Here is a 16,088-nt window from a genome sequence, read left to right as displayed (position 1 = left end):
GGCCGGCCGTTTTTTGTTGCGCCGCAGCAAACCGCGCTCGTCGCGGCGCATGACAGGAGATGCGGCGGCGAACCGGCAAGTGTGATCCTGAATCGGACAGCAGGCGTGAGCCCATGCTCCGCGCCGTGATTCGCACAGCCGGCACACGAGACGGAGGCGGGTGAGGAAATGGCGCTCGACTCCGGCGTTTCCCGCTCCGCCACTTCGCCCGCACAGGACGGCTGGTGGTACCTGTCCCAAGTGGACGGACACGCCTCCGCGATCCGGCTCGCCTACCAGGTCACCGGCCCGCTCGACCTCGTGGCCCTGCGGGACGCGTGGCGCGTCCTCGCGGACCGGCACGAAGCCCTGCGCACGACGCTACCCGCACCCGACGGCGTTCCGCTGCGGCAGATCAGCGCCGAGGCAGCCACCGATCTGCGCGTCGTGGCCGCCGCGGGGCTCGACGACGAGGTACAGCTCGACACCGGGCCGCTCGTCCGGCTCACCGCCGTCGCCCTCGGTCCCGCCGAGCACCTGCTGGTGCTGGACGCCCAGCGCGCCGTCGTGGACCACGGGTCCGCGGCCATCCTGATCGCCGAGCTGTCCGCGAGCTACGACGCGATCGTCGCGGGCCGGCGGCCGGCACTGCACCCGCTGCCTGCCCAGCCGTACACGGACTTCGCGCGGTGGCAACGGTCGCGCGCCGAGGCACCGGAGGCGCGCCGCGCACTCGGCTGGTGGACCTCGGCGCTCACCCCGCCCCCGCCACCGCTGAACCTGCCCGCCGACCGGCCGCGACGCGACGGCCCCGCGGGCCCGGGCGGCGTCCTGGACTTCGCGTGGGACCGTGTCGGCACCGCGGTCGCCGCCCTCGCCGAGGCCGAGGACACCACGGACGACGTCGTGCTGCTCGCCGCGTTCCAGGTGCTGCTGCACCGGCTGAGCGGCGCGGACCGGGTAGCGGTCGGCATGCCGGTCGACGTTCGCAGGCCCGGCGACGCCGGGCAGGTCGGCGCGTTCGAGAACCTCGTCGTGCTCGGCGCCGATTTCGCGGACGGGCCGGCGTTCGGTGCGCACCTGCGCCGGGTCGCGGCCACCGCTCGCGCCGCCCGCGCCAACGCCGACGTCCCGTTCGACCGGGTGGTGCGGGCGGTGTGCACCGACCGCGACCCGCTCCGGACCCCGCTGGTGGACGCGCTGCTGGTGCCCGCGGCGCGACCGGTGCCGCGCCTGGCCGGCACCGAGGTCCGCGCCGTCGCGGTGGACCGCACGACGGTCACGGCCGACCTGACGTTGACCGTCCACCGGACCGGTGACACCGTCGCCGGATCGCTCGCCCACCGCGCAAGCCTGTTCGGCCCGGACGCGGTCCGCCAGCTCCTCGACCAGCTCCACACGCTGCTCGCCGCCGCGCTCGACCGGCCGGCCCGGCCGGTCGGCGACCTGCCGCTCGTGCCTGGAGACCGGCTCCGCGCCGCCACCCGTGCCGCGGACCTGACCACCGCCGCGGCCGGCGAAACCACCGTGAGCGCGCGGATCCACGCGTTCGCCGAAGCGCACCCGGACGCACCGGCCGTGTCACTGGGCGACGCGACGATGAGCTACGGCGAACTGGTCGCCGCCGCGGGCGCGGTCACCAGTGCGCTGCGGCGCCACAGCCCCGTCGACGGCGCCGCGGTCGCGGTGCGGCTGCCCCAGGGACCGCACCAGGTCGCGGCGCTGCTCGGGGTCCTCGACGCGGGCGCGCACCTGGTCTGCCTCGGCACCGGCGACACCGGAGAGCGCGGCCGCGCCGTCCTCGCCGACCTGCGGCCGGTCTGCCTGCTGGTGCACGGCGACACCGCCGGGGACGACCTCGCCGGGTGGTTCCGCGACGACCTGGGTGGCCGGGTACTGGACACCGGTGCTCTCGGCGAGCCCGGTGCGGTGGTCCCCGAGCGCACCCGGCCGGACGCACGCGCCTACGTCGCCTACACCTCCGGGTCGACCGGCCGGCCCAAGGGGATTCCCACCACCCACGCGAGCCTCGCCCAGTTCGTGGGCTGGTTCTCCGGCGAGTTCCGGATCGGCCCGGGTTCCCGGCTCGCGCAGTGGGCGGCGGCCGGCTACGACGCCAGCCTCGTCGAGACCTTCGCCGCACTCACCGCGGGCGCGACGCTGTGCCTGGTGCCGGACCGGATCAGAGCGCACCCGGAGAAGATCGTCGGCTGGCTGGCCGCCGAACGGATCACGGCGTTCCAGACCGTGCCCACCTTCGCCAGGGAGATCCTCAAGGCCGTCACGGCCGGCGACGCGGCCGGCTCGCTCGTCGCCATCGACCACTTCCTGCTGGCCGGTGAGGCACTGCCGGGCGAGCTCGCGAACGCGGCGCGCGCGATGCTGCCCCGGGCGCGGCTGGTCAACCTCTACGGACCCACCGAGACGATCCTCGCCACCTGGCACGAGGTCACGGGCGAGCCGGCGGGGGTCGTGCCGATCGGCAAGCCGATCCCGGGCCGGCAGGTCCTCGTGCTCGACGACCAGGACCGCCCGTGCCCGAACGGGGTCACCGGCCACATCGTCGTCATGAGCCCCCACGTCACGACCGGGTACACCGGTGCGGCGGCGGACGAGCGCGCGGCGTTCGAGCCGCCGGCCGATCCGGCGGCGCACGGCATCGCACCCGTCCGCTGCTACCGGACCGGTGACCTCGGCCGCCGCCGGTGGGACGGCTCGCTGGAGTTCCTCGGCCGCCAGGACCTGCAGGTGAAGTTCCAGGGTGTCCGGGTCGAGCTCACCGACCTCGAGACCGCGCTCGCCGAGTGCGAGTCCGTCGCCGAGTGCGCCGTCACCGCGGTCGCGGGCGCGGACGGCCTGCTGACCCGCCTGGTCGCCTACATCGTGCCCGCGCGGGACGAGACGGGCGCGGCGCTCGGCTCCGCCGGCGACTGGCGCGCCGCGCTGCGAGCGAGGTTCGGCCGGTCGAAGTTCCCCCTGTCGTTCCAGACCGTGCTCGGGCTCCCCCGCAACCTCGGCGGGAAGGTGGACCGCCGCCGGCTACCGGTGCCCGCCACCACCACGGCGGCGGCCGCCAGGACGCCCGAGTCCGATGTGGACAAAGCGCTCGCCGCGGTCTGGTCCGGCGTGCTCGGCGCCGCTCCGGCGGGCACGGACGAGAGCTTCTTCACCGTCGGCGGCCACTCGCTCCTCGTGCCCGTCCTGCTCAGCAGGGTTCGCGAACGGGTGGGCCTCGAGGTGCCGGTGCGGGAGTTCCTAGCCGACCCCACGATCGCGGGCCTGTCGGCCCGGTCCGGCTCGCCGAGCGGAGTACAAGCAGTTCCCGAAACCAGGATTGGGTGAGAAGCGTGGCCCTTGTTGACAGCACGACGCCGTCGCTGGAGTTCGACGGCTACAAGCTCGACATCGCAGGCATCCGGCGGGTCGCGGAGGACCGGGCGCCGGTGAAGGTGGCGCCCTCCGCCCTGGACCGGGCCGCTCGGAGCCGGGTGATGTTCGAGGACACGGTCCGGGACGGCGTCCCCGTCTACGGCGTCACGACCGGCTACGGCGAAATGATCTACATGCTGGTCGACGTCTCCAAGGAGACCGAGCTGCAGACGAACCTGGTCCGCAGCCACAGCGCGGGCGTCGGCCCGATCTTCGCCGAGGACGAGGCCCGCGCGATCCTGGCCGCCCGGCTCAACGCGCTGGCCAAGGGCTACTCCGCGGTGCGGCCCGAGCTGCTCGAGCGGCTCGCGCTCTACCTCAACCTCGGGATCGTCCCGGCCATCCCGGAGATCGGCTCGCTGGGGGCCAGCGGCGACCTCGGCCCGCTCGCGCACATCGCGTCCGCGGTCATCGGCGAGGGCTACGTGCTGGGCGAAGGTGGCAAGACGAGGACCGGTCCGGTCCTGGCCGGCCACGGCATCACCCCGCTCGACCTGAAGTTCAAGGAGGGCCTGGCGCTGATCAACGGCACCTCCGCGATGACCGGCCTCGGCGCGCTCGTGGTCGGCCGCGCGCTGGACCAGGTGCGCCAGGCGGAGCTGGTCACCGCGCTGGTCGTCGAGACGATGCAGGGCTCCACCAGCCCGTTCCAGGCCGAGGGCCACGACATCGCCCGCCCGCACCGCGGCCAGATCGACAACGCGGCCAACATGCGGGAACTGATGCGCGGCAGCGAACTCGCGGTCGACCACGCCGACCTGCGCCGCCAGGCCAAGGAGCAGCAGACCGGCGGCGACGTCTCGCGCACCGACGTCTACCTGCAGAAGGCCTACACGCTGCGCGCGATCCCCCAGGTCGTCGGCGCGGTGCGGAACACCCTGTACCACGCGGCGGAGACGATCGAGACCGAGCTCAACTCCTCGAACGACAACCCGCTTTTCTTCGAGGGCAAGGAAATCTTCCACGGCGCGAACTTCCACGGCCAGCCGGTCGCGTTCGTGCTGGACTTCGTCACGATCGCCCTCACCCAGCTCGGCGTGTTCTCCGAGCGCCGCACCAACCGGTTGCTCAACCGGTACCTGTCCGGCCTGCCCGAGTTCCTCGTCGCCACCGACCCGGGCCTCAACTGCGGGTTCGCCGGCGCGCAGTACCCGGCCACCGCGCTGGTCGCGGAGAACCGGACCATCGGCCCGGCCAGCACGCAGAGCGTCCCGTCCAACGGTGACAACCAGGACGTGGTCAGCATGGGCCTGATCGCCGGCCGCAACGCGCGCCGGGTGCTGTCGAACAACACCTACATCCTCGCGGTCGAGTTCCTGGCCGCGGCGCAGGCGGTCGACGTGTCCGGGCGCCTCGCGCGCCTCAGCCCGGCCGCGCGGCTGACCTACGACAAGATCCGGTCGCTGGTGCCGACGCTGGAGCAGGACCGCTACATGGCCGACGACATCGAGCGGGTCGCCGCCGCCCTCGGCAAGGGCGAGTTCCTGTCCGCCCTGGACGGCACCGGCATCCAGCTGCGCTGAACCTCCCGGTAACCAAACGGTCCCGCACCCCGGCCGGGGTGCGGGACCGTTTGCGTGCGCGAGACCGGTGGTCCGTGCGAGACCGATGTTCCCGATGTCGTTCCGCAGGCGCACACGGCTGCGCCCACCGCCCTGCGTGCGCAGGACGGCGGGCGCGCCGAGTTCGATGCCGGCTTCAGCCGAAGCGCAGCGGGAGCGTGTTCGGCCCGTGGATGCCGATCGGGGGACGCCAGGTGAAGGGACCGTCGACGGCCGGGGCGTCCAGCCGGGTGGCGAGGGCCGGCAGGGCCTCGGCCAGTTCGGCCTTGGCGAGGGCGACGCCGAGACAGTGGTGCGGTCCCGCGCCGAACTGCAGGAGCGGGGCCTCGCGGGGGATCGTGATGTCGAACGCCGCGGCGTCGCGGAAGGCGCGGGGGTCGCGCTGGGCGGCCGTCACGCACATGGTCAAGAACGTGTCCTTGGGAATGGGCAGGCCCTGGTATTCGAAGTCCTCCGCGGCGAACCGGTAGATCGTCGGCGAGGACGGGAGCCAGCGCATCACCTCGGTGACCGCCTGGTCCGCCAGTTCGGGCCGGCTGCCCAGCAGGCGCCACTGCTCCGGGTGCCCGGCGAACGCGACCATCGCGTTCGCGAGCTGGTGCCGGGTCGTGTCGTGGGCCGCGAACACCATGGTGACGATGAGGTTGCGCACCTCGTCGGTGCTGATCAGCGGGTCGTCCCGCTGGGCGGCGACCAGCGCGGACAGCAGATCGCCGTCCGGCGCGCTCCGGCGCCGGGCCATCAGCGCATCGATGTACCCGTTCAGCCCAACCAGCGCGGATTCGACGCGCGCCACGACGTCACCGCCGTGCGCGAGGCTGAAGACCAGGCCGATGTCCGACGTCCAGGTGTGGAAGACGCCGTGGTCCGCCGGCGGCACACCGAGCATCTCGCTCATCACCGCGAGCGGCAGCGGGTTGGCGAAGTCCTCGATGAACTCGCACTCCCCCCGCGAAGCCAGGCGCTCGGCCAGCTGCCTCGCCTCGGCCCGGATGAACGGCCGCAGCCCGGCGATCACCTTCGGCGTGAACGCCTTGCTCACCAGGCCGCGCAGGCGGCGGTGGTGAGCACCGTCGTGGTTCATGATCATGGGGACGAACCAGTCGTGGATCGGCCCGCCGGTGACGCCGTTCATCTCCATGAAGCGCTTGCCGTTGTGGTCGAGCCGCTGATCGCGCAGCAACGCGTGCGCCTCGGCGTAGCGCAGCACGAGCAAGCCGACCGGGCTTTCCGCGTACCAGTTCTCCGCCTGGGCCTCGGCCACCTCCGGGGTGCCGAAGCCGAAGCCGGGTGCGGCGACGTCCAGGAAGGGAACGCCACCCGGCGGCGAACCGCAGTCCACTGTGGTCGGCATGCTCGTACCCCCCGCTCAGGCGAAGTAGTCCCGCACGACGCTGATCTGGTTCTCCATCATGGTCATCAGCGCCTCCACGATCTCCGGCGCGGCGTCGTCGGTGACCATGAACTCCCGGCGGTACTCCAGGAAGCTGCGGCCGGGGTCGTTGGTCACCGGCAGGACGCGGTAGGTGGCGACGTAGTCGTAGAGGCACAGCACCGGAGCCACCGTGCGGTAGGTGAGGGACCGGTCCACCTCGTTGCGGCCGACGACCTCCTGCTGCACGAGACCCTGGTTCTGCAGCATCAGGAACTCGTAGCGCGCCGGCACCCGGTCCGGTGCCCCGCCCTCGACCCACTGCAGGTTTCCCACCGTGTCCCCGAACAGGATCTTCACCAGTTTCAGGACGTCGCGGACCTCGGTCCACACCGCGTCCGGCTCGGCGTCGAGCATGGTCGTCTGGTACATCGTGTGCTTCGGCTTGATCGTCACGACATCTCCGCTGGGATCGAGGGGAACTGTCACCGCAAGTTTGGCCGGAATTCCTTCCGGTGCGGAACATTCGAGCGTGCGAACCTGAGGGGCGGCGGGTTTCTCAACCGGCCAGCAGCCGCCGGTTCCACCACGTCGGCGGCTTCCGGCCGAGCACCGTAGCGAGGTCCTCCAGGGAGCGCTGCAGCACGCGCAGGTCGTCGGCTACCAGCGCCTGCGGGCCGTCGCACCGGGCCTCTTCGGGGTGGGGGTGGACGTCGACGAGCACGCCGTCGGCCCCCACCGCGACCGCCGCGCGCGAAAGCGGCAGCACGAGGTCGCGCCGCCCGCCGGAGTGGGACGGGTCGATCATCACGGGCAGGTGCGAAAGCTGCTGCACCACGGGCACGGCGGAGATGTCGAGGGTGTTGCGGGTGGCGGTCTCGAACGTGCGGATCCCCCGCTCGCACAGCACGATGTCGAGGTTGCCGCGCTGGGCGATGTACTCGGCCGCCATCAGCCACTCCTCGATGGTGGCGCTCATGCCGCGTTTGAGCAGGACCGGTTTGCCCGCCTCGCCCGCGGCCTGCAGCAACCCGAAGTTCTGCATGTTCCGCGTGCCGATCTGGAGCATGTCCGCGTAGTGGGCGACCATTTCGACGTCGTGCGCGGCGACCACCTCGGTGACCACCGGCAAGCCGGTCTCGGCACGGACGTCGGAGAGGATCTTCAGGCCGAGTTCGCCGAGCCCCTGGAAGGCGTAGGGCGACGAGCGCGGCTTGAACGCGCCACCACGCAGCAGCGTCGCGCCCGCGGCCTGGGCCATCCGCGCCGCTTCCAGGGTCTGCTCCGGCGTCTCCACCGCGCACGGGCCGGCGATCAGGGTGACGGTGTCCGGGCCGATCGGCACCCCCCGGACATGCACCGTGGACCGTTCCCCGTGGTGTTCCATGCTGACGAGCTTGTACTTGGCGGAGATCCGGGTCACGCTGCGCACCCCCCGCATCCCGCCGAGGTTGAGTGCCTCGAACCGGTCGACCTCGCCGACCAGCCCGATGACCATCCGGCTCACCCCGCGGCTGACGAAGGCTTCGCCGCCCGCCGCCGTCACCCGGTCGACGACCGCTTCGACGTCCCCGGCCGTGGCATCGACAGCCATGACGATGACCATGATTTCCGCACCCTCCACCGCTACGGCTTCCGCCACCGGCGGGCGCCGGCGCGTCTGCTGCCGGATTGAGCATCCGGCCGGGCGGGGAATACCTGCGTCTCCACGGTTGCGCACCCGCCACCGTGCGGAACGGGGGCGGCGGTTCAGCCTTCCGGGAGCAGCCGGGCCAGGCCCGCGTACCCGATCTCGCGCAGCCGCAGGCCGGACGTCGTCGCGTAGGCGTCGTCGGCGCGCAGGCCGATACCCTCCACCACGCGGTTCATGAAGTTGAACAGCGCGCACACCTGGATCGCGTCGTGCAGGGCGCGGTCGTCCCAGCCCGCGGCGAACACGGCTTCGGCGTCGGCCTCGGTCATCCGGGACGGCGTCCGGGTCAGCTTGCCGACGTAGGCCAGCACCGGGCGGAACTTCTCATCCACCGGCGCACTGCCGAGGTCGCGCACCGCGGCGGCGAGCAACCCCTCGGGGACGCCGAAGGCCTCCGCGGTGATCGTGTGGATCCCGTGGCAGTAGCCGCAGCTGTTCACCCCCGACACGTACGCCGCGATCAGCTCCCGCTCGCCGGGGGTGAACGGCGACTCGGCGCGCATCACCTGCTCGTGCAGGTCCAGCAGCGGCCGCGCCGGGCCGGGGTAGGCCTCGAAGACGTGCAGCAGCCGGGTTTCAGCCGGCAGGGACTTCAGGTGCGACATCGGGCTCCCTGTCTCCGCCCGCCAGCCGGTCGACTTCCCCGCGACGCAGCGAGCAGGCGGTCAAGTAGGCGACCGAGGCCGGGCCGGCCTCGGGAACGGCGGCGGCGACGCGCCCGGCGGCCTCGACCCACGCGCCCCGCAACGCGGCCGGCGACGACGTCCCGGGCGGGTCGCCGATGGCGTCCCGGACCGCGCGCCAGCGCGCGCGGCCGGCCGCGACCAGGCCGGGCAGGCCGAACCCGGCCACGCCGTGGCGTGCCTGGTCGACCGCCTGCGTCACCAGGGCCGGATCGTCGGCGAGCCGGGCGAACCCGACCCCGGCCAGCAGGCGCTCCGCGTCGAGGCCGAGCAGGATGACGCCCACCTCGGTCGATCCCGGGTCGTCGATCCCGGGGAGGGCGAACCGGGTGTCAGACACCGGCCACCGCCGGGACGCGTTCGGGCCGCAGGCCGTGCGCGACGGCCGCGGCCACCCGGGCGGTCGCCACGCGGTGACCGTCGATGTTGCGCGCGGCCGGGCCGAGCATCAGCGCGGCCGCCGCGCCGACCACCGAAACCCGGGGGGCGTGGGTGTAGCGGAGCGTCCGCTCGTCCAGGTCCGGCCAGCCGTCCCGCTCGCCCACCAGGTCCGGGGGCAGCAGCCCGGCGCCGCTCGACGGGGTCGTCCCGAGGGCCAGCACGGCGGTGTCCGCCTCGACCAGCCGTCCGCTTTCCAGCCGGCAGACCACGCCCTCGCCGATTTCCTTCACCGACTCGCCGCGGTGGACGACCAGCCGCCCGTCGGCCTCGGCCCGCTGCAGCAGCGGCCGGAACTCGAACATGATGGACGCGCGCCGGTGGCGGCGCATCAGCTCCAGCCGGCCGGCCCGGTCGACGCCGTCGAAGCGGGCGCGGCCTTCCGGGCGGAAGAAGGACGCGTTGACGTCCGCGCACTGGTAGCGCTCGCCGGTCTCCCGGACCACCCAGTGCACCTCGCGGCCCGCCTCGAGCGCACCGGTGATCAGGTGCGCCGCGGTGAGCCCGGCGCCGACCACGATCTGGCGCCCGGCGCCCGCGGCCACCGGTTCGTCCCAATAGGACACTCCGCGGGGCGGAGTTCCGCCGCCCCACCAAGCATCCGGCGCGGAGCGGCGCTCTTCGCCGAGGCAAAGCACGGCGTGCTGCGCGGTCACGGTGAACCGGTTCGCGCGCACCGTCACCGCGTCGGCGGTCGGCAGCACTTCGCGCACGGACGCCTGCCACGTCTTTTCCGCGACGTGGTGGCTGGTCACCAGGTGGTCGCAGTAGGCGTCGAAGACGTCGACCGGGACGACCGAGCGGTGCCCGGCCTGCGCCATCCGGATCTCGCGCCGCTCGGTGCGCGTCAGCCGCGACCAGTGCAGCCGGGCGAAGTCCAGCAGCTCGCAGTCGCGGTACCCCTCGACCCCGGGGTGGTGCTCATACGGCGAGCGCAGCACCCGCTGGCCGAGTCGGTCGATCCGGTCGAAGAACCGCCCGCAGGGGCGCCCGGTCCGGTCGAGGACCACGACGTCGCGGACGCCGTGGTGCCACAGGGCGGAAGCCACCGCGAGCCCGGCGGGGCCGGCCCCGACGATGACGACGTCGGCGGAGTTCCCCGGGGCTGCGCCGGGACCCGCGGAGCCCGGTGCGGTCAGGCGCGGCCAGTCACGGCCGCGGGGCGATTCGAGCAGGTGCGGCTCCGGCACGAACTTGATCACGAGGGCCCTGCCGGCTGTCAGCCGACGACGGTGATCGGCACGATCAGCTCGATCACCGGGCGCTGCTGCATACCGTCGCTGACCAGCTGGTCCAGCGTCGCCTGGGACTGTTCCGCGCTGTCGGTGGCGATCGGGCTGTAGCGGGAGTAGAAGTACCCCGGCTTGCGGCCGCTCGTCTCCATCGAATACATCTTCAGCACCGACTCGCCCGGGCGCACCTCGCCGTCGTAGAAGGTGAGCCGCCGCTGGTCCGGCGTCATGAAGCTCTTCGCGAACTGCGGGGACATCACCGCGCTGCCGGGGCTGTCGACGAACGTCGAGTCCTCGTCCAGCACCGCCTGCATGGCCACCCAGGTCCGGTCGGTGAGGTTCGTCTCGGCCTTGATGACCTGCCAGCGCCCGGACTCCGGCAGCGTCACGTTGACGGCGACGTCGTGGTCGGTGGTGTCGATCGCGCCGGTGATCATCAGCACCCGGCGGCCGAGGTCGGCCACACCGGTCATCTGGATATCACGGGCCCGTACGCGGCCGGAGACATCCAACCCAGGCAATTCGGGTGACGACATGGTGCAGCCTCCTATGTTGAAGACCCCAGTAATGCGGGCTGACCAGCAAACGCAAAAAGGCTTTCACACGCCTTGAGAGGCTGTCAAGGTGAGGAATGCACGATCGACGACGCGTGATCAACCCGGCCGCGCCGGACACCTGAACTAACCCGTTCGGCCTAGGCACCTTCCGAGCTGCTCGGCTCCTCGTGGGCCGGCGCGGTGGTCCCGGCCGCGTCGCCGCGGTCGTCGGGGGGCCCGAGGTAGCGGATCGCGAACGAAGAATCCTCGCGCCGCAGCATTACCTTGAGCACCAGATTCGGTTTCACGGCGACAATGAAAATACTCGGATCGCGTCGATCGCCGAAAATGTCGTAAATCAGGAAAGCGGATCCGTCGCCGACCGCGAACAGTGCTTCGTACACGACATTCCGCTCGGCCTGCGACGCCGATCCGGCCCACTCTTCCAGCAACTCGCACCCATCGGTGAGCTGGAGGCGCATCGCCATCAGCCGGCCTCCCCATCAACGTCCGTCGGGAACCCGGGACGGGTCGCGGGCCTGGTCCGCGCCGGGCTCGGTGACACTCCGGCCCACACAGCGTCCAGTCTGGCCGGGCCGCGGGGGCCGGGGCATCTCCGACCGTGCGCTGGTGCGCCGGGCGATCCGCCATACCGCGGGGATTGCGCAGTGCACAAGACGTCCCGCCGAACCCGTGCGGTGTGCACTCGGAGCCCGGGAGTTCCGCACACCACCCGGTGACGACACCGGCGTCCGCACAGGAGGTGCCCCATGACCGGCCGGCCCACCCCACCACCCGGCGCGGCCGCGCGTCAACGCACCTGCGCGGCGTGCGGTGCACCCTTCGAACCGGGCCGGCGGACCGGGCTCGAGGTGCTGATCGACGGCGAAATCCGGTACGTAGCGGTGCATTCCGGACACAGCACCCGCGCGCCGGCCCGGGAGCGACTGGCCACGTCCCGCCTACCCGGGCCGTCCCGGGTGCCCGGAACGGCGGCCTGACCGCCACTCCGCACTGCGGGAGACGTGGGTGGCGGAGCGCCGGTGCGAACGTGGAGAGGCCGGCTGGGAGACGAGTGCCCGCGTTCCGGGCCGGTTTCCCGCCGCTGCCGCGGTTTCCGCTCGCTCGCGCCGAAAGGAAGCACCATGACCACGACCGAGGTGCCGTCCGCCGACCAGGCGGCCGTCGCAGAGCTCGCCCAGCGGCTCGCGGCATGACCGGCGCCATCCGCCGCGTCCCCCCGGGACCCCCGCGCCGGGCCGCGCCGGGGATCCTGCGCAAGCTGCGCGCGGACCGGCTGGGCCTGATGAGCGAGGCGGTCCGCGAGTACGGCGACGCGGTCCGGGTGGCGATCGGCCCGAAGACGCTCTACATCTTCAACCACCCCGACCACGCCAAGCACGTGCTCGCGGACAACGCGGCCAACTACCACAAGGGCATCGGGTACACCGAGGCCAAGCGCGCGCTGGGCGACGGGCTGCTGACGTCGGAAGGCCCGCTGTGGAAGGAACAGCGGCGCACCATCCAGCCGGTGTTCCAGCACAAGCGGATCGCCGCGCAGGCCGACGTGATCATCGACGAGGCGCTCGAGCTGGTCGGCCGGCTCACGGCCCACCGGGACACCGGCCGGCCGGTGGACGTGCTGACCGAGGTCACCGCGCTCACCCTCGGCGTGCTCGGCAGCACCCTGCTGGACATCGACCTCGGCGAGTTCGACGGCGTCGAGCACTCCTTCGAGGCCGTCCAGGACCAGGCCATGTTCGAGATGGAGACCCTGGGCCTGGTGCCGCGGTGGCTGCCGCTGAAGGGACAGCGGGCGTTCCGGTCGGCGCGCGAGCACCTCCAGGAGGTCGTCGGGATCCTCGTCGAGCGGCGGAAGGCCCAGCCGTCCGCGGCCGGCGACGACGTGCTGACCCGGCTCATCGCCTCCACCGCCCAGGAAAGCGACCGGCGCGTCGCCGACCGCCGCATGCGCGACGAGCTGGTGACGCTGCTGCTGGCCGGGCACGAGACGACCGCCAGCACCGTCGGCTGGACGCTGGACCACGTGAGCAGGCACCCGGAGGTCCGGCAGCGGCTGCACGAGGAGGCGGTGGCGGTCTACGGCGACCGACGGCCGGAGTACGCGGACCTGACCCGGCTGCGCTACACGCACATGGTGCTGCAGGAGGCCATGCGGCTGAACCCGCCGGTGTGGATCCTGCCGCGCCGGGCGGTGGCCGACGACGAGGTCGGCGGCTACCACGTGCCGGCCGGCGCCGAAGTGCTGATCTGCCCGTACACCCTGCACCGGCACCCGCGGTACTGGCCGGAGCCGGAGCGGTTCGACCCGGACCGGTTCGACCCCGACAAGCCGGTGGACCGCCCGCGCTACGCCCACATCCCGTTCGGCGCCGGTCCGCGGTTCTGCGTCGGCAACCACCTCGGGATGATGGAGGCCACCTTCATCATCTCCACCCTGCTGCGCGATCTGCGCTTCGAGACCGTGCCCGGCCGGACCGTCGTGCCGGAGCCGATGATGTCGCTGCGCCTCGGCGGCGGGCTCCCGCTGACCGTCCGCTCGTTCCCGGACGCCGGCCGTTCCGCGGCCTGACCTCGTCCCCCGTCGCGAAAGTGAGTGAAGTACATGAGTGACCAGGCGGAGAGCCCCTACGGCCGGCCCGAAGAGCACCCGAAGGCCGCGGACTTCGCGAAGCTGCGCGCCGCGATCGCCGACGAACGCGTCCGCGAGCACTTCCCGTTCCGGTTCCTGGCGGCCAACGAGACCTTCGGCCGGCTGGTCGACGCGACGGCGTACCGGATCCTGGCGTCGGTCGGCGCCCTGCCGTCCGCCGACGGGATTTCGGTCCAGCAGGCCAAGCAGGAGCTCTCGATCCCGTGGCGCCGGACGATCCCGCTGCACTTCCTCTACGAGAAGCTGTCGGACTCGGGGATCCTCGCCCGCGACGGCGGCCGGTTCGTCCCGGGCCCGGTGACCGTGCCGGTGTTCGACGACGTCGCGGCCGAGCTCGCCGCACGGGAGCCGGGTGCCGCCGTCGCCGTGCAGATCCTGCAGACCCTGATCGACGAGGCGAAGAAGTTCTTCGCCGGCGAGGCGACGGGCGACGAGATCCTCTTCGCGCCGGCGCAGCTTCCGTTGTGGCTGAAGTACTTCTCCAACGACAACCTGCTGTACTCGATCAACAACAAGGTGGGCGCGGAAGCGCTGTCCCGCCTGGTGCCCGAGGGCGGCATCGAGATCCTCGAGATCGGCGGCGGCTGCGGCAGCGGCGCCGAGCAGGTGCTGCGCACGCTCGGCTCCGACGTCAAGCGCTACCGGTTCACCGAGGTCGCCGAGACGTTCGCCCGGCACGGCGAGAAGGCGGCGGCCGCAGCGGCTTCGCCGACGACGACGGTCGAGTCGGCCCGCATCGACATGACGCTGCCGTGGGAAGCGCAGGGCGTCGAGCCCGGCACGTTCGACGCGGTGTACGCGGTCAACTGCTTCCACGTGGCACCCGACCTCGACTTCGTCGTCGCCGAGGCGGCCAAGGCGCTGAAGCCGGGCGGGGCGGTCGTCGTCTCCGAGTGCGTGCGTCCCACGAAGCTGTCCCGGCCGATCCACGCCGAGATCATCTTCGACTTCCTGGACAGCTTCACCGACGTCATGACCGACCCGGTGAAGCGGCCGACGCACGGGTTCCTGACGCCGGCGGCCTGGCGCGCCACGTTCGAGGCGGCCGGCCTCGCCGACGTGACGGTGCTCCCGGACGTCGACGCGATCGCCGAGGAGTACCCGGACTTCGTCGTGGGCGCCGTGATCGCCCGCGCGGCCCGGTAGGGGACGCGCGATGGTCGCCGGCCTGGTCCGGTTCGCGGTACGCAGATCCCTGCGCGACACCCGGTACGTCGGTGTCGTCCCCCGGCGCCGGGCCACCGGCCTGGTCGCCGAGGTGTACCGCCAGGTGGAGCGGGACTTCAGCATGCTCGCCCCGCCGGTCGCACTGCACTCGGCGGCCCCGGAGGCGCTGGCCGCCGCGTGGACGGTCCTGCGGGAAACCCTGCTGGCACAGGGCTTCGCGGACCGAGCCGCCAAGGAGGCGGTGGCCACCGGGGTGTCGGCGGCGAACAGCTGCCCGTACTGCGTGGACGTGCACGGCATGACGCTGGCCGCGATCCCGGCGGCCCCGGACGGAACCGACCGGAAGGCACTGGAGGACTGGGCGCGCGCATCCGCGACAGGGGCGGCGGACGCACCACCGTTCCCACCGGCGCAGGCGCCCGAGCTGGTCGGCGTGGCGGTGGCGTTCCAGTACTACAACCGCATGGTCAACGTGTTCCTGCGCGAGTCACCGTTCCCGTCGCACGTACCGGAGTCGGCCAAGCCCCAGGCACGCCGGGTGCTCGGCGGCGTGCTGCGGCCGCCGTCGGGACCGGGCCCGAAGGCGGGTGACTCGGTGAAGCTCCTACCGGAGGCACCGCTCCCGGAGGACCTGGGCTGGGCAAGCCAGAACGCCATCGTGGCCGACGCATTCGCCCGCGCGTACGCGGCAACGGAGGCCGCGGGCGCCCGCTCGGTACCACCGGCGGTCCGCACCCTCCTGCACGACCGCCTGTCCACATGGGACGGCCAACCCCCGGGCCTCAGCCGCGCCTGGCTCGAGGAAGCGGTGGCAAGCCTCACAGAGGCAGACCGCCCGGCTGCCCGCCTGGCCCTGGCCATAGCACTGGCGTCCTACCAGGTAGACGAGGGCCTGGTGGACGCGTTCCGAGCAACGGAACCGGCCGACGCAACACTGATCGAGCTGGCAGCGTACGCAAGCATGGCAGCAGCCCGCAGGGTAAGCACATGGCTGGCCGGCAGCCTGGACCCAGCCTGACAGACCAGCGAACTCGCGTGCCCGAAGGAACAACGCCGTCCCCCGGGCACGCGAGTTCGCCTTCCCCCCATGCAAAAACCGCGCGGACGTCGGGAAAAGGCCCACAGCAGCACGGATCACCAACCGGCGGCCGAGAAGAGAACGCAACAACACACACCACCCAGACCCCCCGCAACCCCGATCCGAAGCCAGAACACGGCCGGCGGCATGTTGTCAAGGCACGCTTTTGAAGTGCTCCGAAGATTTCGGACGTCGCTCAAGTGGACCGTATCACACTGCTTGGTGTTGGGTGAACCATTCGTCGA

At 72.3% G+C, this 16,088-nt stretch carries 13 protein-coding genes; 5 read left to right on the top strand and 8 right to left on the bottom strand.

Going from position 1 to position 16,088, the window contains the following annotated elements; all coding sequences use genetic code 11:
• Positions 1–168: 168 nt before the first annotated feature.
• Both AB0M93_RS31920 and cmdF read left to right on the top strand, forming a co-directional pair.
• The gene (locus AB0M93_RS31920) at positions 169–3,321 is read left to right on the top strand and encodes an AMP-binding protein (protein ID WP_364280192.1); all 3,153 of its coding nucleotides are present in this window, start codon (positions 169–171) and stop codon (positions 3,319–3,321) included.
• Between the two features lie 5 nt (positions 3,322–3,326).
• Positions 3,327–4,931: a tyrosine 2,3-aminomutase gene (cmdF, locus tag AB0M93_RS31915; protein ID WP_364280189.1), complete on the top strand. Its 1,605-nt coding sequence runs from the start codon at positions 3,327–3,329 to the stop codon at positions 4,929–4,931.
• Positions 4,932–5,106: 175 nt separating this feature from the next.
• On the opposite strand, the gene AB0M93_RS31910 is transcribed toward cmdF, so the two are convergent.
• From AB0M93_RS31910 to AB0M93_RS31875, 8 genes are all read right to left on the bottom strand, one after another.
• Positions 5,107–6,324: a cytochrome P450 gene (locus tag AB0M93_RS31910; protein ID WP_364280186.1), complete on the bottom strand. Its 1,218-nt coding sequence runs from the start codon at positions 6,322–6,324 to the stop codon at positions 5,107–5,109.
• Positions 6,325–6,339: 15 nt separating this feature from the next.
• The gene (locus AB0M93_RS31905) at positions 6,340–6,798 is read right to left on the bottom strand and encodes an SRPBCC family protein (protein ID WP_364280183.1); all 459 of its coding nucleotides are present in this window, start codon (positions 6,796–6,798) and stop codon (positions 6,340–6,342) included.
• Positions 6,799–6,901: 103 nt separating this feature from the next.
• A complete protein-coding gene (gene aroF / locus AB0M93_RS31900; protein WP_364280180.1) occupies positions 6,902–7,936 on the bottom strand; it encodes a 3-deoxy-7-phosphoheptulonate synthase in 1,035 nt (344 codons plus the stop codon).
• Positions 7,937–8,091: 155 nt separating this feature from the next.
• Positions 8,092–8,640, bottom strand: a complete 549-nt coding sequence (locus AB0M93_RS31895; RefSeq protein WP_364280177.1) for a peroxidase-related enzyme — start codon at positions 8,638–8,640, stop codon at positions 8,092–8,094.
• Positions 8,612–9,058 (bottom strand): DUF6187 family protein, encoded by a 447-nt coding sequence (locus tag AB0M93_RS31890; RefSeq protein ID WP_364280174.1) that lies wholly within the window; start codon positions 9,056–9,058, stop codon positions 8,612–8,614. Before AB0M93_RS31890 ends, AB0M93_RS31895 begins: the two co-directional genes overlap by 29 nt.
• Complete coding sequence (locus tag AB0M93_RS31885; RefSeq protein ID WP_364280171.1) at positions 9,051–10,358, bottom strand: NAD(P)-binding protein; 1,308 nt, start codon at positions 10,356–10,358, stop codon at positions 9,051–9,053. The genes AB0M93_RS31890 and AB0M93_RS31885 overlap by 8 nt, the downstream gene beginning before the upstream one ends.
• A gap of 17 nt (positions 10,359–10,375) precedes the next feature.
• A complete protein-coding gene (locus tag AB0M93_RS31880) occupies positions 10,376–10,861 on the bottom strand; it encodes a DUF6423 family protein (RefSeq protein WP_364280169.1) in 486 nt (161 codons plus the stop codon).
• A gap of 221 nt (positions 10,862–11,082) precedes the next feature.
• A complete protein-coding gene (locus tag AB0M93_RS31875) occupies positions 11,083–11,412 on the bottom strand; it encodes a DUF6235 family protein (protein WP_364280167.1) in 330 nt (109 codons plus the stop codon).
• A gap of 725 nt (positions 11,413–12,137) precedes the next feature.
• On the opposite strand from AB0M93_RS31875, the gene AB0M93_RS31870 reads away from it, so the two are divergent.
• From AB0M93_RS31870 to AB0M93_RS31860, 3 genes are read left to right on the top strand one after another with little or no spacing between them, the layout of a single operon-like run.
• On the top strand, positions 12,138–13,517 hold the full coding sequence (locus AB0M93_RS31870) for a cytochrome P450 (protein WP_364280165.1): 1,380 nt from the start codon (positions 12,138–12,140) through the stop codon (positions 13,515–13,517).
• 33 nt (positions 13,518–13,550) lie between these two features.
• Positions 13,551–14,744: a class I SAM-dependent methyltransferase gene (locus AB0M93_RS31865; RefSeq protein ID WP_364280163.1), complete on the top strand. Its 1,194-nt coding sequence runs from the start codon at positions 13,551–13,553 to the stop codon at positions 14,742–14,744.
• Positions 14,745–14,754: 10 nt separating this feature from the next.
• On the top strand, positions 14,755–15,783 hold the full coding sequence (locus tag AB0M93_RS31860) for a carboxymuconolactone decarboxylase family protein (protein ID WP_364280161.1): 1,029 nt from the start codon (positions 14,755–14,757) through the stop codon (positions 15,781–15,783).
• The last annotated feature ends 305 nt before the right edge of the window (positions 15,784–16,088 follow it).

The sequence above is a fragment of the Amycolatopsis sp. NPDC051102 genome, from assembly GCF_040682815.1.
Classification (GTDB): domain Bacteria; phylum Actinomycetota; class Actinomycetes; order Mycobacteriales; family Pseudonocardiaceae; genus Amycolatopsis.
Note: the sequence above shows the minus strand (reverse complement) of the source record. Positions and strands in the feature narration are given on the sequence as shown.